Consider the following 24,599-nt stretch of genomic DNA (forward strand, 5'->3'; position numbering starts at 1 on the left):
AAATATAGTCATATTAATTTATATTTATTTATAAAAGGAGATTTATCATGAAAACAATTTCTACAGACAAAGCACCAGCAGCAGTAGGCCCTTACTCTCAAGCTAAAGTGGTTGGCGGTTTATTATTTGCTTCTGGTCAAATTCCACTCAATCCTGCAACTGGTACAGTTGTTGAAGGGGGCATTGTAGAGCAAACTGAACAAGTATGCAAAAATATTGAAGCCGTATTGACTGAAGCTGGTACAGACTTTTCCAAGGTTGTTAAAACAACTTGCTTCTTAGCTGATATTGGTGATTTCAAAGCATTTAATGAAGTGTATGCTAAATATTTTACTTCTAAACCAGCTCGTTCATGTGTAGCAGTAAAAGACCTTCCATTAGGCGTTATTGTAGAAGTGGAAATTATTGCGGAAGTATAAGATGGATTATATTTCTTTGTTACAATCAGAGATGCGTCCTGCCTTCGGTTGTACTGAGCCAATTGCATTGGCTTATGCGGCTGCGAAGGCAGTCTCTGTTTTAGATGAGTTTCCTAACCGTATTCACGCAAGATGCAGCGCGAATATTATTAAAAATGTAAAATCCGTAGTCATTCCAAATTCTGGGGGGCGAAAAGGCCTAACGGCGGCTGCTACATTGGGTGCTATTGTAGGTCATCCAGAGCGTGAACTAGAAGTATTGGAATCTGCTACAGACGAAGATCGCAAATGGCTTGGTACATTGCTTGATGCTAACTTCTGTACCGTTTCACTCGCTGAAGGCGTAGATAATCTATATATAGAAATCACTGCAGAAACAGATGAACATACAGCGGTTGTTCGCATTGAAAATGACCATACGAATGTAACCTATGTATCAGTAGATGGTGAGATTATCTCTGAAACAGTCAATGAAATTAAGAAAGCGGCTAAAACAGAATATGCCATGACCTTCGATAGCATTTACGAATTTGCTTTAACAGGTGATATTTCTGGTATCCTACCTCAAATTAAACAGCAAGTTGAGTATAATACTGCAATTTCTAAGGAAGGTCTGTCCAATGATTATGGATCTAATATTGGACAATTGTTATTGTTAGATGAAGAAAATCCATCTCTCGAAACGAAATGTAAGGCTCGTGCCGCAGCTGGCTCTGATGCGCGTATGAGTGGCTGCCCATTGCCTGTTGTTATTTGCTCTGGCTCTGGTAATCAAGGTTTAACCGTGTCTGTACCAATCATTACGACTGCCGAGGAACTTGGTAAAAGTGATGATGAATTGTATCGAGCGCTCGTCTTTGCTAACTTGCTAACGCTTTATGTTAAATCTGGTATTGGTAAATTATCCGCATACTGCGGGGTTGTATCTGCCGGTGTGGTAAGTGTAGCAGGTATTGCCTTCTTGAAGGGTGATAGTAAAGATATAATCGAGAACACTCTTGTAAATGGTCTTGCAAGTTTATCTGGTATCGTATGTGATGGGGCGAAACCATCCTGTGCAGGAAAAATTGCAATCTCCCTTGATGGCGCTTTTATGGGATATAAACAAGCTCGCCTTAACAAAAACTACCAAAAAGGCGATGGCCTTGTAGCATACTCCGTTGATGAAACTATCCGCAGTATTGGTGCTGTGGCACAAGGTATGAAAGAAACGGACGTAGTTATCTTGAATGAAATGCTAAAACACTAAACTGTATGTGATGTGTTTAGTTGAATATAAAAAGAACCCTTCGTTGGTTTCTGTACTTTCAAAAATTGTGTCCAATTTTTGGGGTACAGTTCATGTGAAGGGTTCTTTTTTGTTTATTGTAATTTTTTAGGATCTTTAAGTATCAATGAAGCCCCAAGACCCACTACTAGGAATGGTACGAGTGTCATCATAGCGGCAGGTAAAGAATAGGTATCCGCAAGGTTTCCTACTACAGGTGCGATGATACCGCCGATAGTTTGGCTCACCCCGAGGGTAATACCGGACGCAAAGCCGATGCTTTTAGCAAGGTAGGTTTGGCCTAGTACGATAACGGGGCTGTAGCTAAGAGCTTTAGCAGCGCCAATCATGAGTAGTAACATATAGGCTATAGGCATCATGATAATAGGGGAGAAGGTTGGCACTTCTGTTAATAGGAACATGGCTGGCAACCAAATCAATAGGGATAGTCTAATGATTTTGATGGGACCATATTTGTCGCCTAATAGACCGCCAATATATGTCATGAAGATACCGATACTAAAGAATATGGTTAATGCAAAGCTACCTTGCTCTGGGCTAGTGCCGAGTTCACGAGTCCAGAAGATAGGAATAAATGCATTGATAACGCGGAAGTTTACCGATTGGCTTAGGATGATAATAAACAAGATGCCAAAGTATTTCCAGTAATTTTTTAGTGGCTTAGCCACTAGTGTAGGGTTTTCCATAGCTATCGCTTGGTCGATAGTGCGTGCTTGAGTGACTATGTGTGGCATGAGGACGAATAAAACCGTTGAGATGATAAGACCCACTATGGTGAAAGCTGCCAGTCCATGAGGACCTGCTGTATAGGCAATAGAGCCTGCAAAGAGTGGGCCGATGGCAAAACCGGAGCTACCGCCGATGGCGAAGGTACCCATGGCTTTACCTTTTTTGCCACCTCCGAGGCGATTCATAATCTTCGCTCCTTCAGGGTGGAAGATAGAGGAGCCTACACCAGCTAAGGTAGCACAAACAAGTAAGCTTTCATAGGAGGTTACAAAACCCATGGCACCTGTGCTACAAGCAGAGAGCAGAACACCTAAGGCGATGAGCCGTGGCTGATTGATCTTGTCAGAGACATAACCTAATAATGGCTGTAACAATGAAGATAATGCTGTATTGGCTAATATGAGAAAGCCTGCTTGCTCTAAACTAAGTCCATAAGTGTAGATAAATAATGGCAAGAGGGCAGGTAATACACTTTGACAGGAGTCGTTAATCATATGACTCACCGTAATGAGATAAGGGTAATATTTTTTCATAGTAGTGGTCCCTTCGCAAAAAAGCGCTAACCATGGTTAGCGCTTTATATATTTTATATGGCAGAGGAGGAGGGATTTGAACCCCCGCGCCGGTTGCCCGACCTACCGCATTTCGAGTGCGGACCCTTCAGCCTCTTGGGTACTCCTCCGTGTTTTACGGCGCTCTTTAAAAAAGTCTTTCATGATTTGACTACATTCATCACCAAGGACCCCCGATGCTAATTCGGGTTCATGATTTAAACCAGGGTGAGAGAGTACATTGAAAAGAGACTCTACAGCGCCTCCTTTGTAATCACTTGCACCATATACAACACGGTCAATACGACTGTTGATGATGGCTCCAGCGCACATCGGACACGGCTCTATCGTAACATACAGGGTACAACCAGTCAACCGCCAGCGCTTGAGTACATCGCATGCTTCGCGGATGACGAGCACCTCTGCATGAGCCGTTGCATCGTGATCTAATTCGCGGCGATTATGGTGGCGTGAAATGATTGTATTGTTTTGAACTAAAATGGCGCCGATAGGAATTTCTCCTAGAGCATAAGCTTTGTGGGCCTCCTCTAGGGCAAAACCCATAAAATATTCATCACGGCTACGCTCATCCATATTTTTAATCTCTATAGGTGTAATGTTTTTTGTCATTCTCATACCTCTTAATGTATAATATCTTACATAAAGTCTATCATAGTGTGCGAAGTTATGCGAATAGATTGTGTGAGGGTATTATGGATATTATTTGGTATATATTTGATATGATTGGCACTATTGCCTTTGCTATCTCCGGAGCACTTGTTGGGGTGGCGCGGAGAATGGATATATTTGGTATGGCTGTATTGGCACTGGCCACGGCAATCGGTGGTGGAATTGTACGTGATGTTCTTTTGGGGTATTTTCCGCCGAATTCGTTACGCAATATTGTATATGTAACTGTGGTTATTTCCGTAACAATTATCGTATTTATTATCTATAACAGCCGTTATCGCAAGCATGCTATGGGCCCTCGTAGCCGAGCAAGCTATTTATTAGCCGATGCAGTTGGGTTGGCATCTTTTACAGTAACCGGAGCATCTGCAGGGTTTAAACTATATCCAGAGTTGCCAATTTTTATTGTTTTATTAGGAACTATTACTGCCGTTGGAGGTGGTATTATCCGAGATATGCTGGCTCAACGGATTCCGTCTGTTTTGAAAGAAGATGTGTATGCTCTACCTAGTGTTATTGGGGGCATCGTTTATTACTTAATGGTTATTTCTAACTGGGTTGGAGAGGCTGTATATGGTGCGTTTACCGTTGTACTAGTTATCCGTTTACTAGCTATTAAATATAATTGGAGCTTACCCAAAGTGCGCTAAAGCTAAAGGCACTGCATTTGAGAAATAACAGGTAAATGATATAATTATACTATTAAGTATTTCATAAAAGTGTCAGAAAAAAAGAGTATTATATAAGAGTTAATTTTCGAGTCGAGAGTACTCGTGTACACAGAAGGAGATTTGATTTATGACAAATAAATGGTTGAAAGTAGCATTAATGGTTACAGCCATTGCTACAGGTACATCCATCAAAATCGATGCAGAAACCGTATTATATGTACCTCAAGATGATCGTCCTGTAAGTTTGCAATATACAGTTGATACAGCTCGTGAGGCGGGTATGACTGTGTTGACACCACCTCAACACTTGATTTCTGGTAAGACCTACCAAGGTCAAGCTGATCAAATTATGGCTTGGGTAGAGCAAAATGCAGGTCGTGCTGATGTTATGGTATTAAGTACAGATACTCTTATTTATGGAGGTCTTGTAGATTCTCGTAAACATAATATTCCTCTTAGCACATTGCAAAATCGCTTGAAACGTATTGAAGGCTTAAAAGCGCGTAATAAAAATGTACGCATCTATGGATTTGGTACCGTAATGCGTTCCCCACGCGCGAGTGGTGGTGGTACTGAACCGGCCTACTATGCGGAATATGGCCCAACTATCTTCCAAATCGCTGCATTACAAGATAAATTAGATTCTGGCTCTTTAACGCAAGAAGAAACTCAAAAATTGATGAGCCTACAAGCCTCTGTTCCTGTGGAATACTTGCAAGACTGGTTTGACCGCCGTCAAAAAAATATGAAAATCAACAAAGAGTTGATTGATGAAACTCGCAGTGGTGTATTCGACTACTTTGCATTAGGTCATGATGATACATCTCAATTATCTCAATCCGCTCTAGAAGGTCGTTACCTTAACAAATATTCCAAGGATATTTCTGTTGAAAAATACGGTAGTTTCCCTGGTGCTGACCAACTTGGTCTCTTATTGATGGCGCGTTCCCGTACCGATGTGAGCACAGAAAAACCTACATTCTCCGTAATTTATCCACTCGGTGGTGGCGGTAAAACATTGCCAGGTTACGAAGATCAAACGATTGATAAAACAATTGCTCAACACGTTGAGGCCGTAGGTGGCACGATGGTGACACAAGGCAAACCAACTGTATTATTGGCTGTTAATACACCTCTTACTACGAGCACAGGCGAGTCTGAAAACTTCGAAAACTTCCCAATGATCTCCAACTCTACAAATGCTTTCGTAGATCGCATTCAACAAGCTGTTGACTCTGGTGTGAACGTAAGCGTTGCAGATATTGCTTTCAATAATGGTGCAGATAATACATTGGTATCCGCTATGTACAAACGAGATTTGTTGTACAAAATCGGTGCGTATAATGGTTGGAATACAGCAAGTAACACCGTAGGTTACGCTATTGCTCAAGGATTATTGCTTAAATCTATGAGTCCGGAAGGTCATCGTGATATGTTGACGCAACAATATTTGGATAACTGGGCATATCAAGCAAATATCCGTAAAGATATTTATCGTATGCAAGATTCTATCAGAACAGACAATGTTCGTTACTCTGGTGAATTAAATGAACGTCTTGAAAGTTATTTAGGTGAACGCATTCAAGATTTCGCTGAAAAATACCTTAAAATCAATCCTCGTACAGTAAAAGCTACATTCCCATGGGGACGTCTATTTGAAACGGATATCACTGTTTATGACAAACCAGTGGTACCACTTGAAAAAGAATTACGCTTGAAACGAGAAGCTGAAGCAAAAGCTAAGGCTGAAGCAGAAGCTAAGGCTAAGGCAGAAGCGGCTGCTAAAGCAAATGGTCAGGCTGTACCAGCACAAGCCGCACAACCTGAAAAAGCTGCAACGCCTCAAACACCTACATCTACCCCTCCTGTAGTTAAACAACCAGCTACAGAGTCTCAAGGTCCACGTGTGGTACCGACACCTGCAGTGGCACCTGGTCAATAGTGAATAGGCAATGGCTATGAAAAAAGCGTTTTTACCGGAAATTACTTATATGCGAGGCCTCTGTATGCTCGGTGTTATCGGCATTCATGTAGGATCTTACGCATTGCAAAATCCTTTTGTAAATTTAGAACTCATCAGCGTGTTAGAAATTCTCTCTCGCTTTGGAGTGCCTGCGTTTTTCTTCCTCTCTGCATTTGGCTTGTTTTATCATACCTCGGTAGAGGGACCATTCTCATATAAGGAATTTATGCACCGCCGCATTCAGGTGGTGCTATTTCCATATATTACGTGGTCCATCTTTTACTTGCTATATACAGGGATGACAGCTCATAACCTTGGCAATTTACATCCAGGGCCGTTGGCGATAAATCTACTCTTTGGTACCTCTATGTATCATCTATATTTTATGGTTATTTTGCTATGGTTCTACGTGATGATGCCATTATGGCGGGCCATGGTGAAAGTCATCTTAAAACGGCCTGTATTTTGGCTGGTGTTACTATTTGTCATCCAAGTTGGTATCGATTATGTTTCGTCTTACATGCTTGGCCGTTGGGTAACAGAAAATCTAAGCAATCAGCCAGTTCTTAAATATCTTTTTGATATGCGACTCAACTATTGGGTTATTCATTATGTGTGGATTTTCCTTTTAGGTGCCGTATGTGCTGAACGATATGAAATCGTCTGCGAATATATGTGGCGTTATCGTTACCTTTTAGGCGTCAGTGCGGTAAGCTCTATATTATTAATGCTTGGCTCTTATTACTATGTCATGGACGTATGGCATTACACTGTGTTGGAAGCAATTTATACGGTACATCAAATGAGTCCTATGGGCGTTCTTTATACAGGATTGGGAACGATGTTTAGTTTGTTCCTATTCCAAAGGCTACCTATGAACGTGACGATGGAGTCCATTTGGTCTGAGATAGGCGATAAATCGTATGGTATTTATTTAGCGCATCCATTTTGGTTGTTAATCATTTTTGGTGTGATGGCTAAATATAATCTCTTGTATACGGTGACCAACGTGCTAATTATGTATGGTATGGCGTTAGCATTATCTTATTTGACTACAGTGGGCCTTAATTATGTGCCTAAATCTATCCGTAAATTTATACTGGGGCATTAGTTTAGTATGAGAACTATTTTATTGAGAGACCTAATTGGTGCTAGTACGTTAATGGTGTATGCAGTTTTAGTTAGTTTTGTAGTGCTGATTTAGTATAAACATAATATTTGTTATACATCCGCTAGGATATAGTTTTTAACTATGGTATCCTAGCGGATTTTTGTATATCGAATTATTATCTTTCACAAAGTAAAGTGTGAAAATTTGAAAGTAATTGTGTTATAATAAGTCCATGATGATTACCACTTGATAGAGTAACGGAATAGAAAAAGAGGTGCTCCTATGCAAGAATTAACATATTTTAACGGTGAATTCGTCGAACCAGGTGCCAAAGTTATCAGCATTGATGACCGTGGCTATTTGTTTGGTGACTCTGTATATGAAGTTGTTCGTGTCGTAAAAGGCCGTTGTTTCGCCTTGTCTTACCACCAAGATCGCTTGTATCGCTCTATGCGTGAAATGGATATCCCTGTAAAAATGACCCCTGATGATTTGACAGAATTGCACGAAATTTTGATCGAGCAAAGTGAAATCAAAGAGGGCTATATTTATTTACAAATCTCTCGTGGTGTAGCACCACGTCATCATGCTTATGATCGCTCCAAATTAGAACCACAAATGCTTATGTCTATCCGTACCTTGGATTTAGATGAAGTTAATAAATTGGGTGAAGGTGTAAAAGCGATAGCTTTACCTGATGAACGTTGGAATCATGTAGATATTAAGACTACAAACTTGATCCCGAATATTTTGGCGCAAACAAAAGCAGAAAAGAAATTTGCCTATACAGCCATCTTGTTCCGTGATGGCATTTGTACAGAGGGCGCGACATCTAATGTGTTTGCTGTTAAAGATGGTATCTTGTACACGCATCCAGCGGATAATCATATCTTAAAAGGTATTACGCGCCAAATGATCTTAACTCGTGTAGCACCATCTTTAGGTATTACCATTATTGAGAAAGAATTTGACCGCACCTTTGTAGATGAAGCGGATGAACTATTCTTTACCGATACAATTGGTGGTGTCATCCCAATTACTAAGCTAGACAGAAATCCAGTATCTGGTGGTAAACCAGGTGCTATTACACTTCGTCTACGCGAAGCTCTAGAAAAATTGATGGAAGAAGGATTACCTTGATAGATAAGCTGCTTTCATCAAATAATACATATTTACCTTAAGAAAGGAAATTATTTTGATACAATTAGAACACATTAGTAAAGTCTATGAAGGCGCTACTCGTGTGGAAGCGTTGAAAGATATTAGCCTAAATGTGAAAGAAGGCGAAATCTTTGGCATTATCGGCCAATCCGGTGCCGGTAAATCCACATTGATTCGTTGCATCAATATGCTCGAAGCACCTACATCTGGCTCTGTTATCGTAAATGGTACAGACTTAACTACACTTAGCAAATCTGATTTGCGTAAAGCGCGCAAAGATATTGGCATGATTTTCCAACATTTTAACCTATTGTCCTCTCGTACCGTATATGACAATGTGGCATTTCCGTTGGAATTACAAGGAATGAGCAAATCTGAAATCAAGGAACGCATTACGCCAATTCTTGATATTGTAGGCCTTACAGACCGGATGAACAACTATCCATCTCAATTGTCTGGTGGTCAAAAACAACGTGTTGGTATTGCTCGTGCATTGGCCTCTAATCCAAAGGTTCTCCTTTGTGACGAAGCTACATCTGCCCTTGATCCTCAAACAACAGATTCTATTTTGAAATTGTTGAAAAATATTAATGAGAAGATGGGGCTCACTATTGTGCTCATTACACATGAGATGCACGTTATCCGTGAAATCTGTGATCGCGTGGCGGTTATTGAAGGCGGCGTAATACTCGAAGAAGGTAGCACAGTTGAAGTATTCACACATCCTCGCGAAAATACGACAAAAGAGTTTATTAGCTCTGTAGTGAGTGATAACTTACCTCCAGAAGCATTGGAACATCTAGAGTTGCATGATCAATGGATTGCAGGGACCGCGCCCTTAGTTCGCCTCAAATTTACAGGACAAGCAACAGATGAACCTGTAGTAGCAGGCCTTGTAAGACGCTTTAATTTAGATGTAAGCATCCTTTTTGGCGGCATTGATTACATCCAAAATACGAGCGTTGGTCGTCTCATCGTTATCTTGAATGGTGACCCAGAAAATGCACAAGAAGGTTTGGACTACATCAAAACGTTACCAATTGAAAGCGAGGTGATCGGTTATGTCAGAGCAAATTATTAATCTACTCATAACTGGTACCCTTGATACATTGCAAATGACGATAATTTCTACTGTAATGGCAATGTTATTAGGTATTCCTCTTGGTGTTGTTCTGGTTGTTACTTCTAAAGGTCATATCTTGGAAAATGTAACACTCAATAAAGTATTGGGTGCCATTGTCAATGCAACGCGTTCTGTACCTTTCATCATCTTGATGGTTGCTATCATTCCGTTTACTCGTATGGTGGTAGGTACATCCATTGGTACAACTGCAGCATGCGTGCCGTTGACCATTGCGGCAATTCCATTTTTGGCACGCCTTGTAGAAACGTCTATTAAGGACATCAATTTTGGCGTTATCGAGGCGGCTCAATCCATGGGGGCAAGCCCATTACAAATCATTTGGAAAGTATTATTACCAGAAGCATTGCCAACAATTATTGACAATGTAACGGTTCTTATCGTTAACCTCATCGGTTACTCTGCGATGGCTGGTGCTATTGGTGGTGGTGGCCTTGGGGATATTGCTATCCGATATGGTTACCAACGTTTCCAAGCCGATATTATGATCGCTACAATCATCATCTTGATTGTATTGGTACAAGTTGTACAAATGATTGGTGATGCTTGGTCTAAAGCGATGAATAAGAAGTAGGAGGATCCTATGAGTATCAATGAAAAATTGAGAAGTCAACAAAATGACGAATTGTTCACCGCCATTTTAACGCTTGAAAATACAGAGGAATGCTATGCATTTTTTGAAGATATCTGTACGATTAACGAATTAAAAGCATTATCTCAACGCTTACAAGTAGCAAAAATGCTTCGCGCAGGGGATAGCTATGAGAAAATCGTAGAAGAAACAGGTGCGAGTACTGCAACGATTAGTCGTGTAAAGCGCTGTTTAGTATATGGTGCAGATGGTTATACATTGGCTCTCGATCGTCTAGGTGCAAAATAAAATAAATTAGCATGACAACGGTGGCCTTTGGCGACCGTTGATGTGCTATCTGTAGGAGGTTTATTATGGAGTGGCTCATTACGGTAACAGGTTTACCATTTGATATCCTTATACTCGTTTTACTCGCCGTAGCTGGTGCGTTTGCTGGCTTTGTAGACTCCATTGTAGGCGGGGGAGGCCTCATTTCTGTACCTGCCATGTTATTAACAAATCTTCCACCTAGTGTGGCTCTAGGCAGTAATAAATTATCCAGTATCTTTGGTGCTGGCAGTGCATCGATTACATTTTTGAGAAATCACATGGTTGATTTTTCCCTAGTTCGTAAATTACTGCCTTTTACCTTTGTGGGTTCTATGCTTGGTACCTTGGCGGTTGTTTCTTTACCACCGCTATATGTAAAGCCTATTATTATCATATTACTTGTTTGTGTAACACTCTTTGTGGTGTTCAAAAAAGACTGGGGTGAAATCAATCGTACATCTCAGGTAGCAGGAAAAGCGCTATATATTTGTATGGCTTTTGCTCTTGGCATTGGTATATATGACGGCTTTATTGGTCCTGGTACAGGTACATTTCTGATTATGGGCTTTATCTTTACAGGCTTTGATTTTTTACATGCATCTGCTAATGCAAAAATATTGAATTTTACTAGTAATTTGGCGTCTTTATTGGTATTTTTATATTTAGGACACGTCAATGTTAAGTATGGTCTTGCCACCGGGGCGGGTCAAATTATAGGTGCTTATTTAGGCTCGCATTTGGCAATTGCGAAGGGCTCATCTTTGGTGCGAGTTGTATTCTTGTCGGTAACGACAGTTATGTTGTTGAAATTAGTCTATGACTATATTTCAACATTATAGGAGGGCAAGGTATGCCTCATAAAAGTGATGTTCAAGTGGCCTTGATTAGTGGTGGTACATCGGGTATTGGATTTGCTACGGCAAAGCTTTTACTTAAAGAAGGTTGGTGTGTAGTCATCAATGGTCGAAATGAAAAAGTTGGTCAAAAGGTTAAAACTAAGCTACGTCGCTATTCCTCTAAGGTGCAATATATTCAAGGTGATGTATCTAAAATTGAGGACTGTCAGCGAATTGTAAAAGAAACAGTAGATTTATTTGGTGGGGTGTCTGCTCTTGTAACAGCTGCAGGCTATTATGAAGAAGAGTTACTAGCTGATGTTACAGAGGCAGCTTTTGATGAAATGTTTGGAACCAATGTAAAAGGTACTGTATTCTTATGCCAAGCGGCGCTTCCCTATTTACGGTCTTCAAAGGGCAGTATTGTAACGATTGCTAGTGATGCGGGTTTACAAGGTAATGTAGCTTGTTCTGTATATGGTGCGTCAAAGGGAGCTGTAGTGAGCTTTACAAAATCTCTATCCCTTGAAATGGCACCTCACAGTGTTCGTGTAAACTGTGTGTGTCCTGGTGATGTAGATACATCATTAGTAGATAAACAGATTGCTAATGCCCACCAAGATGCGGCGGCTGCTAAGGCTGAAATGGGCCAACATTACCCATTAGGTCGTATTGCTAAGCCTCATGAAATTGGAGAAGTAATTGTATTTTTGTTGAGTAATAAGGCGTCTTTTGTGACAGGTGCAACCTGGACAATCGATGGAGGACTCACAAGTTGGTAATATAGAAAATATTAGAAGCTATTATATATGGATAATTAGAAAAATTCATTTCACTTCTATCAATAGAATGGTATAATAATACTAATAATAAGACCTATAGTTGGTTCACAACAAAGGAGAATACTTATGGCAGAATATAATGGCGTAACACTTGAGCCCCTTACGGATGGATCTCAAGATCGTGACTATCAAGTTGAACAATTTATCTTCTGGGGGGCAGGTCGTGCGGCAGCATTGGCATTATCCTCTAAATTCAGCAGTGTCGCTTTGTGCGCCAATGCTACGTACATGGTAACTCGCATTGCTCATCTTTATGATGTAGAATTGCAAGCAGGTGCTGTAGTTGGTTTAGTAGGTGGTCTTAGCACAGCTGTAGGTACAGCTGCAGTATCCCTTCTAATTCCAATTAAAGCTGTTCGCGTTCCTGTAGCTATCGGTTTAACTTATGCTATTGGTAAAATTGCACATATTTGGATTCAAGATGGCATGCCTTCTGATATCGAACGTTATAAACCGATGGTTGCTGAATTCCTAGAAAATGGCAAAGCTATTGCTTCTGAAATCGTTCGTGATGCAAGTGCTAGCATTCCTTTCACTCAAGGTCAACGTGACGTATGGGCTGGGATTGCTAATGAAACAGGTCTTGCTAAAGAATCTTTAAAGCAAGTTTACGAAGAAAAAGTAACACCTGCCATTAATAAATGGAATAATGAAACAAAATACCAAATCCATGATAACGCAGCAGAGGTTGTAGCAAAGGTTTCTGATGCAGCGAAAGAAAAAATTGATTCTGCTAAAGAAGGTATTGAAGTAGCCAAAGAATTCGCAAAAGGTGGTGTAGAAGTGGCAAAAGCTTCTGCACAAGTAGCAGTAGAAACTGCAAAAACTAAAGCTTCTGATGCCGTAGAGACAGCAAAAGATGTTGCTACAAACACTGTTAATACAGCGAAAGAAAAAATTGGCGGTTTGCGTAAATAAACGCTGAAGGATTATTATTACTATGAATCCATTTAATATTATTAAATATGGTAAGTATTTTAGCGAATCAAGATTTTTAGGGTTTCTTGGTCGATATGGTAAGAAACTTGCCTTTGTACAACAAGCAGTAACCTTGTTCCTTTGTTTTCGTGACAAGGATACTCCCAAATATGTAAAAGCGGTCATTGCAGGTGCCTTAGGGTATTTGGTATTACCTATTGATATTGTGCCGGATGCGATTGCTGTATTAGGTTGGGTAGATGATGTGGCAGTACTCGGATTAGCCTTTAAGATTGCGAATCGTTATATCAAAACGAGTCATCAAGAAGAGGCAAAAAAATTCTTTCCATTTGGTAGCAGTCGCTAACTTTTACCATTTTAGGCAGTTTGATCCACAGTGATTGAACTGCCTTTATTTATTTGACACACTAAAGTAATAGATATAGAATAAAAATTGTATACTATTTAAAAAGGACAGAATTTATGCATATTGCTTCAGTAAATGTACGATTTTATGAAACTGATATGATGGGGATTGCTCACCATAGTAATCATTTTAGATGGTTTGAAATGGCGCGCATTGAATTCCTTCGTAAGATCGGTGTCACTTTGTGGGATATGATGAATGAGGATATTGTATTTCCTATCATGAATGTATCTTGCAATTATAAAGAACCTGCGAATTTCGATGATGAACTTCACATCGAAACGTATTTGGTTAAGATGACAAGGGCTCAAATGGTGTTTCGCTATCGCATGCGCCGTGCTAGTGATGGAGCGTTACTTGCTACGGGAGAAACTAAGAACGCTTTTATGTCAAAATCAACAGGAAAGATTGTGCGATTAGACGATACTTTTTATCTGCCTATGTTAGCAGCTGTTGAGGAGATGCCGCATGAGTAATGTACAACAATTGCCTATCGGTGTATTTGACTCTGGTGTAGGCGGATTATCTGTGTTAAAGGTGTTACAAGAACAATTTCCTAACGAAGATTTCATCTATATCGGTGATAATGCGAATAATCCTGTAGGTAATCGCAGCGATGATGAAATCACTTATTTGGCGTGTCGTATTGCGGAGACGCTAGAAAAGCAGCCTGTTAAGTTGATGGTGATTGCCTGTAACACCTTCACCGTTGTGGCTCTTGATGCGGTACGTGAACTTGTATCTGTGCCAGTTATTGGTGTATCACAAGGTGTGAAAACAGCCATTAATAAAAGTAAAAGCAAGACTATCGGTATTATGGCAACCGTAGCCACTGTAAATAGTCATATTCATAAGCATGTGGCTTTAGAAGTTGATCATGAGGTTTTGGTTTGGGAACAACCTTGTCCAGAGTTGGCGGGGCTTATTGAACAAGGTCATTTAGATGATTACTTTGTTCGTGAAGTATGCAAGGATTATTTAGAACCTTTATTATCTCGAGAAATTGAGGTAGTCGTTTTGGGCTGTACTCATTTCCCATTTGTACAACCTTTACTAGAGGAACTAACGTCATGTCGCATTCAGTTCATTGATCCTGCTTTTGAAACAAGTGAATTGGTTCGTCACAGACTTGAGAGTAAAAATCTTTTCAATCCTCAAGATACTGTAGGCACCGTGACATTGTGTTTTACAAAGGATGTCGAACTTGGTGATGCATTGAGTGCATCCTTTCTTGATACAAGCCGTCGTACCATTGAACATATTACATTATAAAGGAGATACCCTATGTGGTTTTATAACATCCTCAGTGCAGTAATAGCTATTATTGTGGCTGTTGCAGCTCTGTACTTATTATTCCGTTTGTTTGTATTGAAACAAGGTAATGAAAATATTGTCTTATTAGCGAAACGAGCAACGAACTTTCAAGTATCTGATCGTAATTTTGAGTCCATTACGTTGTTCTGTGATATACCATTTGTAAATAAAGGGCGCCAATTAGGCACAATAATGGACTTATTTCCACGTCCATTATTACCAGAAGAACATTTTGATGCTATTAAGGTAAATGCCTGGGCTATGGATATTAATCGTCCGCGTCAAGATGGATACTTTGAAGCTATAATTATCAAACCACGCAAAGGTGGCACAATTCGTGTATATGTTACATTAACAGGTAAAACTGGTAATATTCGTGAAGATATTAAGGGCTTCCCTTATATGGACATCGATATTTACTACCAAATCGTAGGTCGGACAGACTATCATATCGATAAACAGCGTATTCGTTTGACTGCTGAAGAAGTTCAAGCAGCAATGGTTCAATAAGGAGGCATAACAATGGCAGAATTAGAGTTAGTATGTGTGCCAACACGTATTCTTACAGATAATGATGACATCGTTGATGCTATCGTTGAATTTGGCGGTCATAATATTGGACCTGAAGATATCGTATGCGTTGCTGAATCTGTAGTGGCTATTACGCAAGGCCGTTTTACACGTCCTGAAGAGCTAGATGTATGCTGGCAAGCTCGTTTAATTAATCGTTTTATTCATCCAGATGGCTCCATGGCATCTATTTATGGTATGCAATCGGCTATGAATTTGGACGGTAAATGGAAGGTGTTAGGTGCTTTTATTTTAGGTGCTATTGCTAAAATTTTCCGTAAACCTGGCGTGTTCTATGCAATTGCTCGTGCTGCATCCTTAACCGATGATGTAACGGGGACTATGCCTCCATTTGATAAGCATATTGTATTTGGTCCAAAGGATCCTGATAAAGTGGCTGAGAAAATTGTATCTCGCACTGGTTGTTATGGTGCCGTTGTAGCTGACGTTAATGACTTGAAACGGTCCGCTATTTTAGGTACAAGTCGTGGCATTGACGCTAAGAAAATTGCACAATTGTTGATTGATAATCCATTTGGTAATGATAGCCAAATGACTCCGATTGTTATCATCAAAAATTACGCATCTGTATCTGGTAAATAACAGAAGGCTGTACTCATCACATAGAGATGGGTACAGCTTTTTTATATATAATGAGATTGAATACGAACTATACGCAGGGTTGAATAGGAATTGCATATTAGTTCAAATAGAGATTATATGCTAGCTTAAATAGAGTTTTCTTTACTCTGTTTTGAGTTTGTATAGATTCTTTATTAATACTAATAAGGAGGTTATATGTTACTAGGGTTAGACGTAGGTGGTACTTTTACCGATGCTGTTATCATTGATGGCCATCGTGTAGTGGCAACTGCCAAGAGGCGGACTACAAAGGATAATCTAATGAATGGTATAGGTGAGGCCTTAGATGCGGTTTTGGAGGGTTATGATACATCAAATATTGAACAAGTAACCTTATCTACTACCGTAGTGACGAATACCATCGTAGAAGAGAAGGAGCAAGTAGTAGATCTCTATGTGGTTACAGGTCCAGGCCGTAATGTAGATGATATATTCCCTGTGAAACCTATATACCTTCAAGGTTATACAGATCATAGAGGTATCGTTGTAGAGCATACCCCTGCTGATGCTGTACGTGGTATAGCCAACATGGTTCAAGCACGTAGTGGTACTGATTTGGCTGCTGTGTCCGCTAAATTTGGGGTGCGGAATCCTCAAGAAGAACTATCTATAACAGAAGAATTGAAAAACACATATCATGTAATTTCTAATGGTAGTTTATTAAGTGGTTCTTTAAATTTCCCTCGGCGTACTATTAGCGCTTATTTTAATAGCGCTGTAACACCAGTATTTACGGTGTTTAAGAAAAATGTTGAAGATGCTCTCAGTGCACGGAATATAGTGGCCCCACTTCACATTTTAAAAGCAGATGGAGGCTCTCTTCCAATAGAACACATGGTGAGTCGCCCAGTAGAGACCGCCTTTACAGGTCCTGCCGCAACAGTTCTTGGGCTATCTGCTCTCGGCGTTATAGGTAATCAGCATACAGTGGCTCTAGATATTGGAGGTACTACAACGGATATATCCCTCTGGAAGCATGGTAGACCATTGATGACAAAAAATGGTGTATCTATCCGTGAGTATCCAAGTGCAGTGCGATCCTTTGCCGTTACCTCGGTCGGCATTGGTGGGGAATCTGTAGTTCGCTTTAAAAATGGTAATCTTACCGTAGGTCCTGAACGAGTGGGACCATCGGTAGCTCTAGGTGGTGTAGAACCTACCTTGGGAGATGCACTTATCGTGCTCGGTCACGCGAACTATGGCGACTTTAATCTAGCATCACGAGTTTTACAAGATTTAGCGGATGCTATACAGGCTGCGTTGCAATCTAATAATATAAATACTTCAAATAATCAACTAACTCTTATTAAGACCGCCTCTGATGTAGCAAGACTAATCCTACAAAATGCGTTGGAAACGATTCAACGTGGCGTAGATGAGGTCATAACGGTTGAGAACAAACGCCCTATTTATGTGGTGGCAGATATTGTAAATCCTGATATATTTGTGCCTGAACATATTGTTGTAGTAGGAGGCACGGCGCCAAGTCTCGGAGTGAGCATTGGAGAATATATGGATTTACCTATTACGATTCCAGAAAATGCAGCCGTAGCAAATGCTATAGGCGCTGCACTAGCTTTATCTACCATCGAACTCACTGTCCATGTAGATACAAAACGTCGTTTACTTGTCATTCCGGAATTAGGTATTAAACAGCAAAATTGTACTTTAAAACGAGCGGAACAAGTTGTAGAACGAGCTAAGGAGGCTCTTAGTGAAGAGGCTTTACGTTTAGGTTTAGATACGGCGCAAGAAATCGAGGTCATTAGCATTGAGGATTTCCCTGTAGTAGAGGGATGGCAATCTATGGAGCGTTTAATTACTGTGAAAGTACAACTGGCGGCGGGGGTGAAACACTATGTGGAATAAAGGACTATCCTATCGAGAGCGTCATGGTATTCTGAATATGGATACTAAACAGGATGAGGCTACGAGCTCTACTATTAATAAAGCTAAATATCATCACAGTTTAGGCCTTGTCTTTTTCCCTGCTTTTGACTGGAAAATTTCTGAAACACATCCTGAACGACAAGAGCGTTTACTCTATACGCGAGATCAAATCGTAGAGGAAGGTTTATTAGATATACCCAATATTAGAGAATATAATCCAATAGTAGCGGATTGGGATACAATAGAGCGAGTTCACGTTGGCGCTCCAGATTTAGAGTCTTGGGTGACGGAAGCCCATCGTGTATCTGCTGGAGGTGCTATTGCGGCAGCTGATGCGGTCATACGTGGTGAAGTAGATCGTGCCTTTGCGTTAGTAAGACCACCAGGTCACCATGCGATGGCTATGGTTCATGGTATTCGTGGCTTCTGTACGATTAATATTGAAGCCGTTATGATTCAACACATACGTCAAACTTATGGAATCAAACGCGTTGCCGTAGTAGATACCGATGTACACCATGGTGATGGTTCTCAAGATGTGTTTTACCATGATCCTGATACGTTGTATATTAGCTTCCATCAAGATGGACGTACTTTATATCCTGGCACAGGATTTATGGATGAATTTGGTGGACCTCAGGCCATCGGTGGTAATATAGATATTCCACTACCGCCAGGTACCGGTGACGAAGGCTTGATGAAGGTCATGCGTGAGCTTGTATTGCCTATCCTTGAAGAGTTTGATCCAGATATTGTCATTAATTCGGCTGGGCAAGATAATCACTTTAGTGATCCGTTGGCTAATATGCAGGTAACTGCAAAGGGCTATGCAGAGCTAGTCGATTTATTACAAGCAGATATAGCAGTCTTAGAAGGAGGCTATTCCGTACAGGAAGCATTACCATACGTGAATACAGGTATCATTTTATCCATGGCAGGCCTTGATTACAGTAAGGTCGTAGAACCTGCCTTTGACCCTGTTAAATATAAGCAAAGTCAAAGTGTAACAAATTATATAGATGAGCTTATCGCTAAGTGGAAGGTACAATGGGCTAATCGATATCGTATAGCAGAAGAAGAACGTGCTGGTGTAGGTGATATTTGGTCAAATCGTTACAATGTGTATTACGATGAAACGGGCGTACAAGAGGAGCGCCTTGAAAGGGTGCGCATGTACGAAGACAAGGTAGGCTGGCATAGCGTGCTTTCACGAGGACAATACGGCCCGTATGGGCCGCAAAGCGTATATGCTATGTTCATCCCTTGGCAAGCAGATGAAGGGACGCGTCAAGATGCTATTGTAGAAGCAAAACGAGCTAAAGCAGAAGGGGGAGCCAGCCGTTACGTTGTGGTAGATCCACTCGGTGACGGACAATATGAATTATAATGTTAATCTCCGTAAATAATAATGCGAGTTATCATGTTAGAATCGTAAATTATAATATGATTCATAATGCTGAAAAATAGAAAAACTATGATATAATATAAGAAATAACGCCCCTTTGTGTAAGGGGCGTTCTAATATTTAGTTTTAGAATGGCGAGGTTCCTATGCGCAGCGATAATAGAACAGCGGGTCAATTGCGACCTATTAAAATAACACGGAATTTTACAGAGTTTGCAGAAGGTTCTGTACTTATTGAGTGTGGTAAGACCAAGGTTATCTGTACAGCTACTGTTGAAGATTCTGTGCCACGCTGGCTAAAAGGTTCTGGGCAAGGATGGGTAACTGCGGAATACTCATTATTGCCACGTTCTACGCAAACTCGCGTGAGCCGTGAGGCTGCAAAGGGAAAACAAACAGGACGGACTATAGAAATTCAACGCCTTATCGGTCGTGCATTGCGTGCTGTTGTAGACCTTGAAGCATTAGGAGAACGTTCTATCACTATCGACTGCGATGTGATTCAAGCGGATGGCGGTACACGAACAGCATCTATTACAGGTGCCTTTGTAGCCCTCGTTGATGCGGTGGACTTCACCTTTGGCGGAACTGGCAAATTTCCAATTACTGACTTCTGTGCAGCCATCTCCGTAGGCATTGGTCCTGAAGGTCCCATTACGGACCTTTGTTACGAAGAGGATAGTGCCGCCATTGTAGATATGAATGTAGTCCGTACCGGTTCTGGTAATATGGTTGAAGTACAAGGTACAGGTGAACACGGTATATTTAATCGTGATGAGCTCAACGCTTTACTTGATTTAGCAGAGGCTGCTACAGATGAGCTTATGGCTAAACAACGTGAAGTACTTGGTGCGACAGCAGATAAAGTAGGTAAAGAGTATCCTACAGCTCCGGAGGTATAAAATGGAACAAATTGTGCTTGCTACAGGCAATAAAGGAAAAATTCGTGAGTTTTCCGAGGCCTTTTCCCATTTATCTATTGATTGTGTACCTGTAAAAGCTGTGATTTCCATTGAGGAGCCTGAGGAAACTGGTACAACCTTTATGGAAAATGCTCTGTTGAAGGCTCGCTACTATGCGAAGGCTACGAATCGCCCATGCCTTGCTGATGATTCTGGCATTACGGTTGATGTCCTCAATGGTGCACCAGGTGTATATTCTGCGCGTTATGCAGGTCGTCATGGTGATGACAATGCAAACAACGAGAAGTTAATTCGTGAACTACAAGGGAAAAGTAACCGTACAGGTCATTATGTATGCGCTTTAGCGCTTGTTTATCCTGATGGCCGAGAAGTTACTGCGGAAGGCTATTGTGATGGACTCGTTCAAGATGAGCCAAAAGGGGAGAATGGCTTTGGCTATGATCCGTACTTCTATGTGCCTGAGTTTAAAAAGACGATGGCAGAGCTAAGTATAGAAGAGAAGGAAACGATTAGTCATCGTGGCCGTGCACTACGTGAATTAATTAACAAGCTTTGATATTTCTGAACTATATGGTATAGTTCATATAAATATATAATATAGTGGCATTAGAGATTAAATACAATGAAACGAATTGGCATTTTAAGTGATACTCATGGGTATCTAGAGGATATCGACCTCGTCTTGGCTGCTACCGCTGATCAAGACATTGATATGTGGCTTCACGCTGGCGATTTTGGAGATGACGCACGTTATATGCAGGAACATACGGATATTCCTGTATATGCTGTGCGTGGGAACAACGACCGTGTGCAACCGCTTGAACCACGAGAGCAATTAATTCCTCTTGAAGATACCTATATTTACATGACTCATGGTCATGAGGTATCATATTATAATCGAATACAAAAACTGATTGAGTTAGGAACTGACATGGGTGCGCGACTCATCGTGTCCGGTCATAGCCATCATCATGGTGAGGTTCGTGCCCGTGATGCGGTATTTGTAAATCCTGGCAGTATTTCTTTGGCTCGTGATCGCTCCGGTGGTACTTTTGCCATCGTTACCTACGATAATGGACAGTTTGATGTAGAGTTTGTGTATAAACAAGATATTGTTTAGTTATATGGTGAAAGCTTCGGTTTTGAAACTTTCAAAAGGAATAGTAAGTCTATGCATGGAAAGGGTTATGACATATCATGGATACACCAGTTAAAGCAAAGCCTAAAATGAAGTTATATGGTTTTAACAATCTCACGAAAACATTGAGTTTTAATATTTATGATATTTGTTATACTCGTACGGAAGAAGAGAAAAAACAATACATTCAGTACATTGATGAAGTATACAATGCGGATCGTTTAACGGCTATTTTGACGGAAGTTAGCCATATCATCGGCGCCAATATCCTTAATGTAGCGAAACAAGATTATGATCCACAAGGTGCTTCTGTTACGATTTTAATTTCTGAAGAGGAAATTGAAAAAGAAGATGTAGTTATGCATTTAGATAAATCGCATCTTACTGTACATACGTATCCTGAAAGCCATCCGCACAAAGGGATTAGTACATTCCGTGCCGACATTGAAGTGTCTACATGTGGACAAATCTCTCCGCTAAATGCACTGAATTACTTAATTCAAAGTTTTGACTCTGATATTCTTACCTTGGATTATCATGTACGTGGCTTTACTCGGGACGTGTCTGGTAAGAAAATTTATATTGATCATCGCATCAATTCTATTCAAAATTACATCAGTGCAAAAACTCGCAACATGTACAACATGATTGATGTAAATGTATATCAAGAAAATATTTTCCATACAAAGATGATGTTAAAAGAATTTGATTTAGATAATTATCTTTTTGGCATTACTGAGTCAGAGTTGAGCGATCGTGAAATCAAGCAAATTAAACATCAATTAAAACAAGAAATGATGGAAATCTTCTATGGACGCAATTTGCCATCTGTAAAAGCTTAAAGACAGCTTTTATAACATTGTTGTGACAGCTTTTATCGTATAATACGAAGATAGACTTGAAGTAGATAAGCCTTATATGGTTTATCTACTTTTTTATAATTTACTTTATTACTACTGGAGCTTAATCTTTATTACTACGGGAGCTTAATGATAGTTGTTTTTAAAAAAATCGAAAAACTATATCGAAAAAACTTGAATTATGATTTAGCATTTTGTATAATACAATTAGTTAAAGGTATAAATTACCGACTCTAAAGAGTCCGAGTGTATCCACAAAGGAGAATTGTTATGGACGTACGTGAATTAGCTGTACAAAAAAAACGTGAATTAAAAGGTTTCCTTACTGTAGGAACAAAATATGAATTAAAAGACGCTCATGATTTATCTGTAGCTTACACACCAGGTGTAGCAGAACCATGTTTGCGTATTAAAGATAATGAAGCAGAATCCTTCGAATTAACTTGCCGTTCCAACATGGTTGCCGTTGTATCTGACGGTACTCGTGTACTTGGCCTTGGTGATATTGGCGCTGCAGCAGCATTGCCTGTAATGGAAGGTAAATCCTTATTGTTCAAAAAATTCGGTGATGTAGACTGCATTCCGTTGGTTGTAGATACAAAAGATGCTGATACCTTGATCAATACAGTAAAATTGTTGCAAAAAAACTTTGCTGGTATTAATTTGGAAGATATTTCCTCTCCTAAATGTTATGAAGTTGAAAATCGTTTGAAAGCAGAGTTAGAAATTCCTGTATTCCACGATGACCAACACGGTACTGCTATCGCATGCTTAGCTGGTGTAAAAGGCGCTCTTCGTTTGGTTAAAAAGGATTTAGCTACTGCTAAAATCGTTGTAAACGGTGCTGGTGCGGCGGGTGCTAATATTGCTCGCTTATTATACCTTGCAGGTGCTCGTGATATTACATTGTTGGTATCCTCTGGCGTATTGCATAAAGACTACAAACGTCTTGACTCTTTACAAGCTGAATTAATCGATTTACTTAAACTTGAAGAAAAACATGGCGATTTGGCTGAAAATGCTAAAGGTGCTGATATTCTTCTTGGTGTATCTGCAGCGGGTGCTTTCACAAAAGAAATTTTGGAAAGCTTAGCTGACGATGCAATTGTATTTGCAATGGCTAACCCTAATCCAGAAGCAACATATGCTGATATGAAAGCTGCTGGTATCCGTGTTGCTGGTACAGGTCGTTCCGATGCTCCTAACCAAATCAACAACGTAGCAGTATTCCCAGGCGTATTCCGCGGTGCTATCGATGTTCGTGCGTCTCAAATCACTGACGAAATGAAATTAGCTGCTGCTGACGCTTTGGCTCACTTGATTCCTGATAGTGAATTGAACGAAGAAAACGTAATGCCATCCGTATTCGATCCTCGCGTAGCTCCAGCTGTTGCTAAAGCAGTTGCTGAAGTTGCTGTAAAACAAGGTATTGCTAAAAATCCTCAAGCAATAGAAGATGGCAGCTACGAAGGTTAAATTATTTGCTTTACTAGCATTTTATAATCTTATATAACCATAGAACAATACAACATGCACCTCGAAAGGGGTGCATGTTTTTATATGATCGATTAAGTATATGATTGGCTTTATACTATTAGGGCGAATAATCTATAGATTAAAATGATATAGAGGCGTAGGCGTATAGGATAATAGAAGTAAGGATAGATATATATTAAAGAATGTATTAATGTATCAGTAAAAAAATTAATGAAGTTGTAAAAAAGTACTTGTCACTAGTTTCTATCAATGATATAATAATTTTCGTTGCAGAGCGATACTTGAAAGAGTAAGAACTCAGCAAGAGTAGTGGTTGACATCAACTACCGGGTTTGCTATAATAGCAAAGTAATTAATGACGGGGCATAGCGCAGTTTGGTAGCGCACCTGGCTTGGGACCAGGGGGTCGCAGGTTCGAATCCTGCTGCTCCGACCATTTTTTATTTGCGGGTGTAGCTCAATGGTAGAGCCCCAGCCTTCCAAGCTGGTCGCGAGGGTTCGATTCCCTTCACCCGCTCCATTTTTTTTTGCCTTTTTTAGGGTATACTAAGATAGGGTGTAGTTGACGATACATAGTACATAATTTATACTATAATAGATAATTATATAGGGAATCCACATGGTTCAGTAGCTCAGTTGGATAGAGCAACGGCCTTCTAAGCCGTGGGTCGGGGGTTCGAATCCCTCCTGGATCACCAAGTAAATAAGCGAGT

General features: G+C 40.2%; 26 protein-coding genes and 4 tRNA genes. 27 read left to right on the plus strand and 3 right to left on the minus strand.

Annotation, left to right across the window (positions count from 1 at the left end; all coding sequences use genetic code 11):
* Positions 1-47: 47 nt before the first annotated feature.
* Positions 48-419, plus strand: coding sequence for a RidA family protein (locus HMPREF0873_RS08750; protein WP_004698345.1), 372 nt, complete (start codon positions 48-50; stop codon positions 417-419).
* A 1-nt stretch (position 420) separates the two neighbouring features.
* Entirely contained in the window at positions 421-1,668 is a 1,248-nt protein-coding gene (locus tag HMPREF0873_RS08755; RefSeq protein WP_008715627.1) for a serine dehydratase subunit alpha family protein, read from the plus strand.
* A gap of 113 nt (positions 1,669-1,781) precedes the next feature.
* Here the strand turns inward: HMPREF0873_RS08755 and HMPREF0873_RS08760 are convergent, their stop codons facing one another.
* The 3 genes from HMPREF0873_RS08760 to tadA all read right to left on the minus strand — a co-directional run bounded on the left by HMPREF0873_RS08760 (position 1,782) and on the right by tadA (position 3,617).
* Complete coding sequence (locus HMPREF0873_RS08760; RefSeq protein ID WP_008715628.1) at positions 1,782-2,969, minus strand: MFS transporter; 1,188 nt, start codon at positions 2,967-2,969, stop codon at positions 1,782-1,784.
* A gap of 58 nt (positions 2,970-3,027) precedes the next feature.
* Positions 3,028-3,118: transfer RNA gene (locus HMPREF0873_RS08765), tRNA-Ser, on the minus strand.
* Complete coding sequence (gene tadA, locus HMPREF0873_RS09900; protein WP_004693623.1) at positions 3,072-3,617, minus strand: tRNA adenosine(34) deaminase TadA; 546 nt, start codon at positions 3,615-3,617, stop codon at positions 3,072-3,074. The genes HMPREF0873_RS08765 and tadA overlap by 47 nt, the downstream gene beginning before the upstream one ends.
* A gap of 83 nt (positions 3,618-3,700) precedes the next feature.
* On the opposite strand from tadA, the gene HMPREF0873_RS08770 reads away from it, so the two are divergent.
* The 25 genes from HMPREF0873_RS08770 (at position 3,701) to HMPREF0873_RS08890 (ending at position 24,584) form a co-directional block, all read left to right on the plus strand.
* Complete coding sequence (locus HMPREF0873_RS08770; protein ID WP_004693621.1) at positions 3,701-4,327, plus strand: trimeric intracellular cation channel family protein; 627 nt, start codon at positions 3,701-3,703, stop codon at positions 4,325-4,327.
* Positions 4,328-4,475: 148 nt separating this feature from the next.
* Positions 4,476-6,290, plus strand: a complete 1,815-nt coding sequence (locus tag HMPREF0873_RS08775) for a DUF4127 family protein (protein WP_004693619.1) — start codon at positions 4,476-4,478, stop codon at positions 6,288-6,290.
* A 10-nt stretch (positions 6,291-6,300) separates the two neighbouring features.
* On the plus strand, positions 6,301-7,422 hold the full coding sequence (locus HMPREF0873_RS08780; RefSeq protein ID WP_004693617.1) for an acyltransferase: 1,122 nt from the start codon (positions 6,301-6,303) through the stop codon (positions 7,420-7,422).
* A 282-nt stretch (positions 7,423-7,704) separates the two neighbouring features.
* The gene (locus HMPREF0873_RS08785; RefSeq protein ID WP_008715633.1) at positions 7,705-8,562 is read left to right on the plus strand and encodes an aminotransferase class IV; all 858 of its coding nucleotides are present in this window, start codon (positions 7,705-7,707) and stop codon (positions 8,560-8,562) included.
* A gap of 55 nt (positions 8,563-8,617) precedes the next feature.
* Positions 8,618-9,664, plus strand: coding sequence for a methionine ABC transporter ATP-binding protein (locus HMPREF0873_RS08790; protein ID WP_008715635.1), 1,047 nt, complete (start codon positions 8,618-8,620; stop codon positions 9,662-9,664).
* Complete coding sequence (locus HMPREF0873_RS08795; RefSeq protein WP_008715638.1) at positions 9,645-10,298, plus strand: methionine ABC transporter permease; 654 nt, start codon at positions 9,645-9,647, stop codon at positions 10,296-10,298. The genes HMPREF0873_RS08790 and HMPREF0873_RS08795 overlap by 20 nt, the downstream gene beginning before the upstream one ends.
* A gap of 9 nt (positions 10,299-10,307) precedes the next feature.
* Positions 10,308-10,604, plus strand: coding sequence for a YerC/YecD family TrpR-related protein (locus HMPREF0873_RS08800; protein ID WP_004693609.1), 297 nt, complete (start codon positions 10,308-10,310; stop codon positions 10,602-10,604).
* Between the two features lie 65 nt (positions 10,605-10,669).
* A complete protein-coding gene (locus HMPREF0873_RS08805) occupies positions 10,670-11,464 on the plus strand; it encodes a TSUP family transporter (RefSeq protein ID WP_008715639.1) in 795 nt (264 codons plus the stop codon).
* Between the two features lie 11 nt (positions 11,465-11,475).
* Positions 11,476-12,243 (plus strand): SDR family NAD(P)-dependent oxidoreductase, encoded by a 768-nt coding sequence (locus tag HMPREF0873_RS08810; protein WP_008715641.1) that lies wholly within the window; start codon positions 11,476-11,478, stop codon positions 12,241-12,243.
* A 126-nt stretch (positions 12,244-12,369) separates the two neighbouring features.
* A complete protein-coding gene (locus HMPREF0873_RS08815) occupies positions 12,370-13,221 on the plus strand; it encodes a late embryogenesis abundant protein (protein WP_008715643.1) in 852 nt (283 codons plus the stop codon).
* Positions 13,222-13,243: 22 nt separating this feature from the next.
* Positions 13,244-13,588, plus strand: a complete 345-nt coding sequence (locus tag HMPREF0873_RS08820; protein WP_004693603.1) for a YkvA family protein — start codon at positions 13,244-13,246, stop codon at positions 13,586-13,588.
* A 116-nt stretch (positions 13,589-13,704) separates the two neighbouring features.
* On the plus strand, positions 13,705-14,124 hold the full coding sequence (locus HMPREF0873_RS08825) for a thioesterase family protein (protein ID WP_008715645.1): 420 nt from the start codon (positions 13,705-13,707) through the stop codon (positions 14,122-14,124).
* Positions 14,117-14,920 (plus strand): glutamate racemase, encoded by an 804-nt coding sequence (gene murI, locus HMPREF0873_RS08830; protein WP_004698316.1) that lies wholly within the window; start codon positions 14,117-14,119, stop codon positions 14,918-14,920. The genes HMPREF0873_RS08825 and murI overlap by 8 nt, the downstream gene beginning before the upstream one ends.
* Before the next feature lie 12 nt (positions 14,921-14,932).
* A complete protein-coding gene (locus tag HMPREF0873_RS08835) occupies positions 14,933-15,472 on the plus strand; it encodes a hypothetical protein (protein WP_004698324.1) in 540 nt (179 codons plus the stop codon).
* Between the two features lie 12 nt (positions 15,473-15,484).
* Positions 15,485-16,135: a coenzyme F420-0:L-glutamate ligase gene (locus HMPREF0873_RS08840; RefSeq protein ID WP_004698361.1), complete on the plus strand. Its 651-nt coding sequence runs from the start codon at positions 15,485-15,487 to the stop codon at positions 16,133-16,135.
* 195 nt (positions 16,136-16,330) lie between these two features.
* Positions 16,331-18,043: a hydantoinase/oxoprolinase family protein gene (locus tag HMPREF0873_RS08845; protein WP_004698327.1), complete on the plus strand. Its 1,713-nt coding sequence runs from the start codon at positions 16,331-16,333 to the stop codon at positions 18,041-18,043.
* Entirely contained in the window at positions 18,033-19,451 is a 1,419-nt protein-coding gene (locus HMPREF0873_RS08850) for a histone deacetylase (protein WP_038125832.1), read from the plus strand. Before HMPREF0873_RS08845 ends, HMPREF0873_RS08850 begins: the two co-directional genes overlap by 11 nt.
* A gap of 163 nt (positions 19,452-19,614) precedes the next feature.
* Positions 19,615-20,370 carry a ribonuclease PH gene (gene rph, locus HMPREF0873_RS08855; RefSeq protein WP_038125833.1) on the plus strand — a complete coding sequence of 252 codons (756 nt, stop codon included), beginning with the start codon at positions 19,615-19,617 and terminating at the stop codon, positions 20,368-20,370.
* Between the two features lies 1 nt (position 20,371).
* A complete protein-coding gene (locus tag HMPREF0873_RS08860; RefSeq protein WP_004693587.1) occupies positions 20,372-20,947 on the plus strand; it encodes an XTP/dITP diphosphatase in 576 nt (191 codons plus the stop codon).
* 66 nt (positions 20,948-21,013) lie between these two features.
* Positions 21,014-21,511: a metallophosphoesterase gene (locus HMPREF0873_RS08865; RefSeq protein ID WP_004693585.1), complete on the plus strand. Its 498-nt coding sequence runs from the start codon at positions 21,014-21,016 to the stop codon at positions 21,509-21,511.
* Positions 21,512-21,588: 77 nt separating this feature from the next.
* Positions 21,589-22,371 (plus strand): adenosylmethionine decarboxylase, encoded by a 783-nt coding sequence (speD, locus tag HMPREF0873_RS08870; protein ID WP_008715652.1) that lies wholly within the window; start codon positions 21,589-21,591, stop codon positions 22,369-22,371.
* Between the two features lie 288 nt (positions 22,372-22,659).
* Positions 22,660-23,865 carry an NADP-dependent malic enzyme gene (locus HMPREF0873_RS08875; RefSeq protein WP_004693580.1) on the plus strand — a complete coding sequence of 402 codons (1,206 nt, stop codon included), beginning with the start codon at positions 22,660-22,662 and terminating at the stop codon, positions 23,863-23,865.
* Between the two features lie 380 nt (positions 23,866-24,245).
* Positions 24,246-24,322: transfer RNA gene (locus HMPREF0873_RS08880), tRNA-Pro, on the plus strand.
* A gap of 10 nt (positions 24,323-24,332) precedes the next feature.
* Positions 24,333-24,406: transfer RNA gene (locus HMPREF0873_RS08885), tRNA-Gly, on the plus strand.
* A gap of 101 nt (positions 24,407-24,507) precedes the next feature.
* Positions 24,508-24,584, plus strand: a tRNA-Arg gene (locus tag HMPREF0873_RS08890).
* The last annotated feature ends 15 nt before the right edge of the window (positions 24,585-24,599 follow it).

It is taken from the genome of Veillonella sp. 3_1_44, from assembly GCF_000163715.1.
GTDB classification, from domain to species: domain Bacteria; phylum Bacillota; class Negativicutes; order Veillonellales; family Veillonellaceae; genus Veillonella; species Veillonella parvula_A.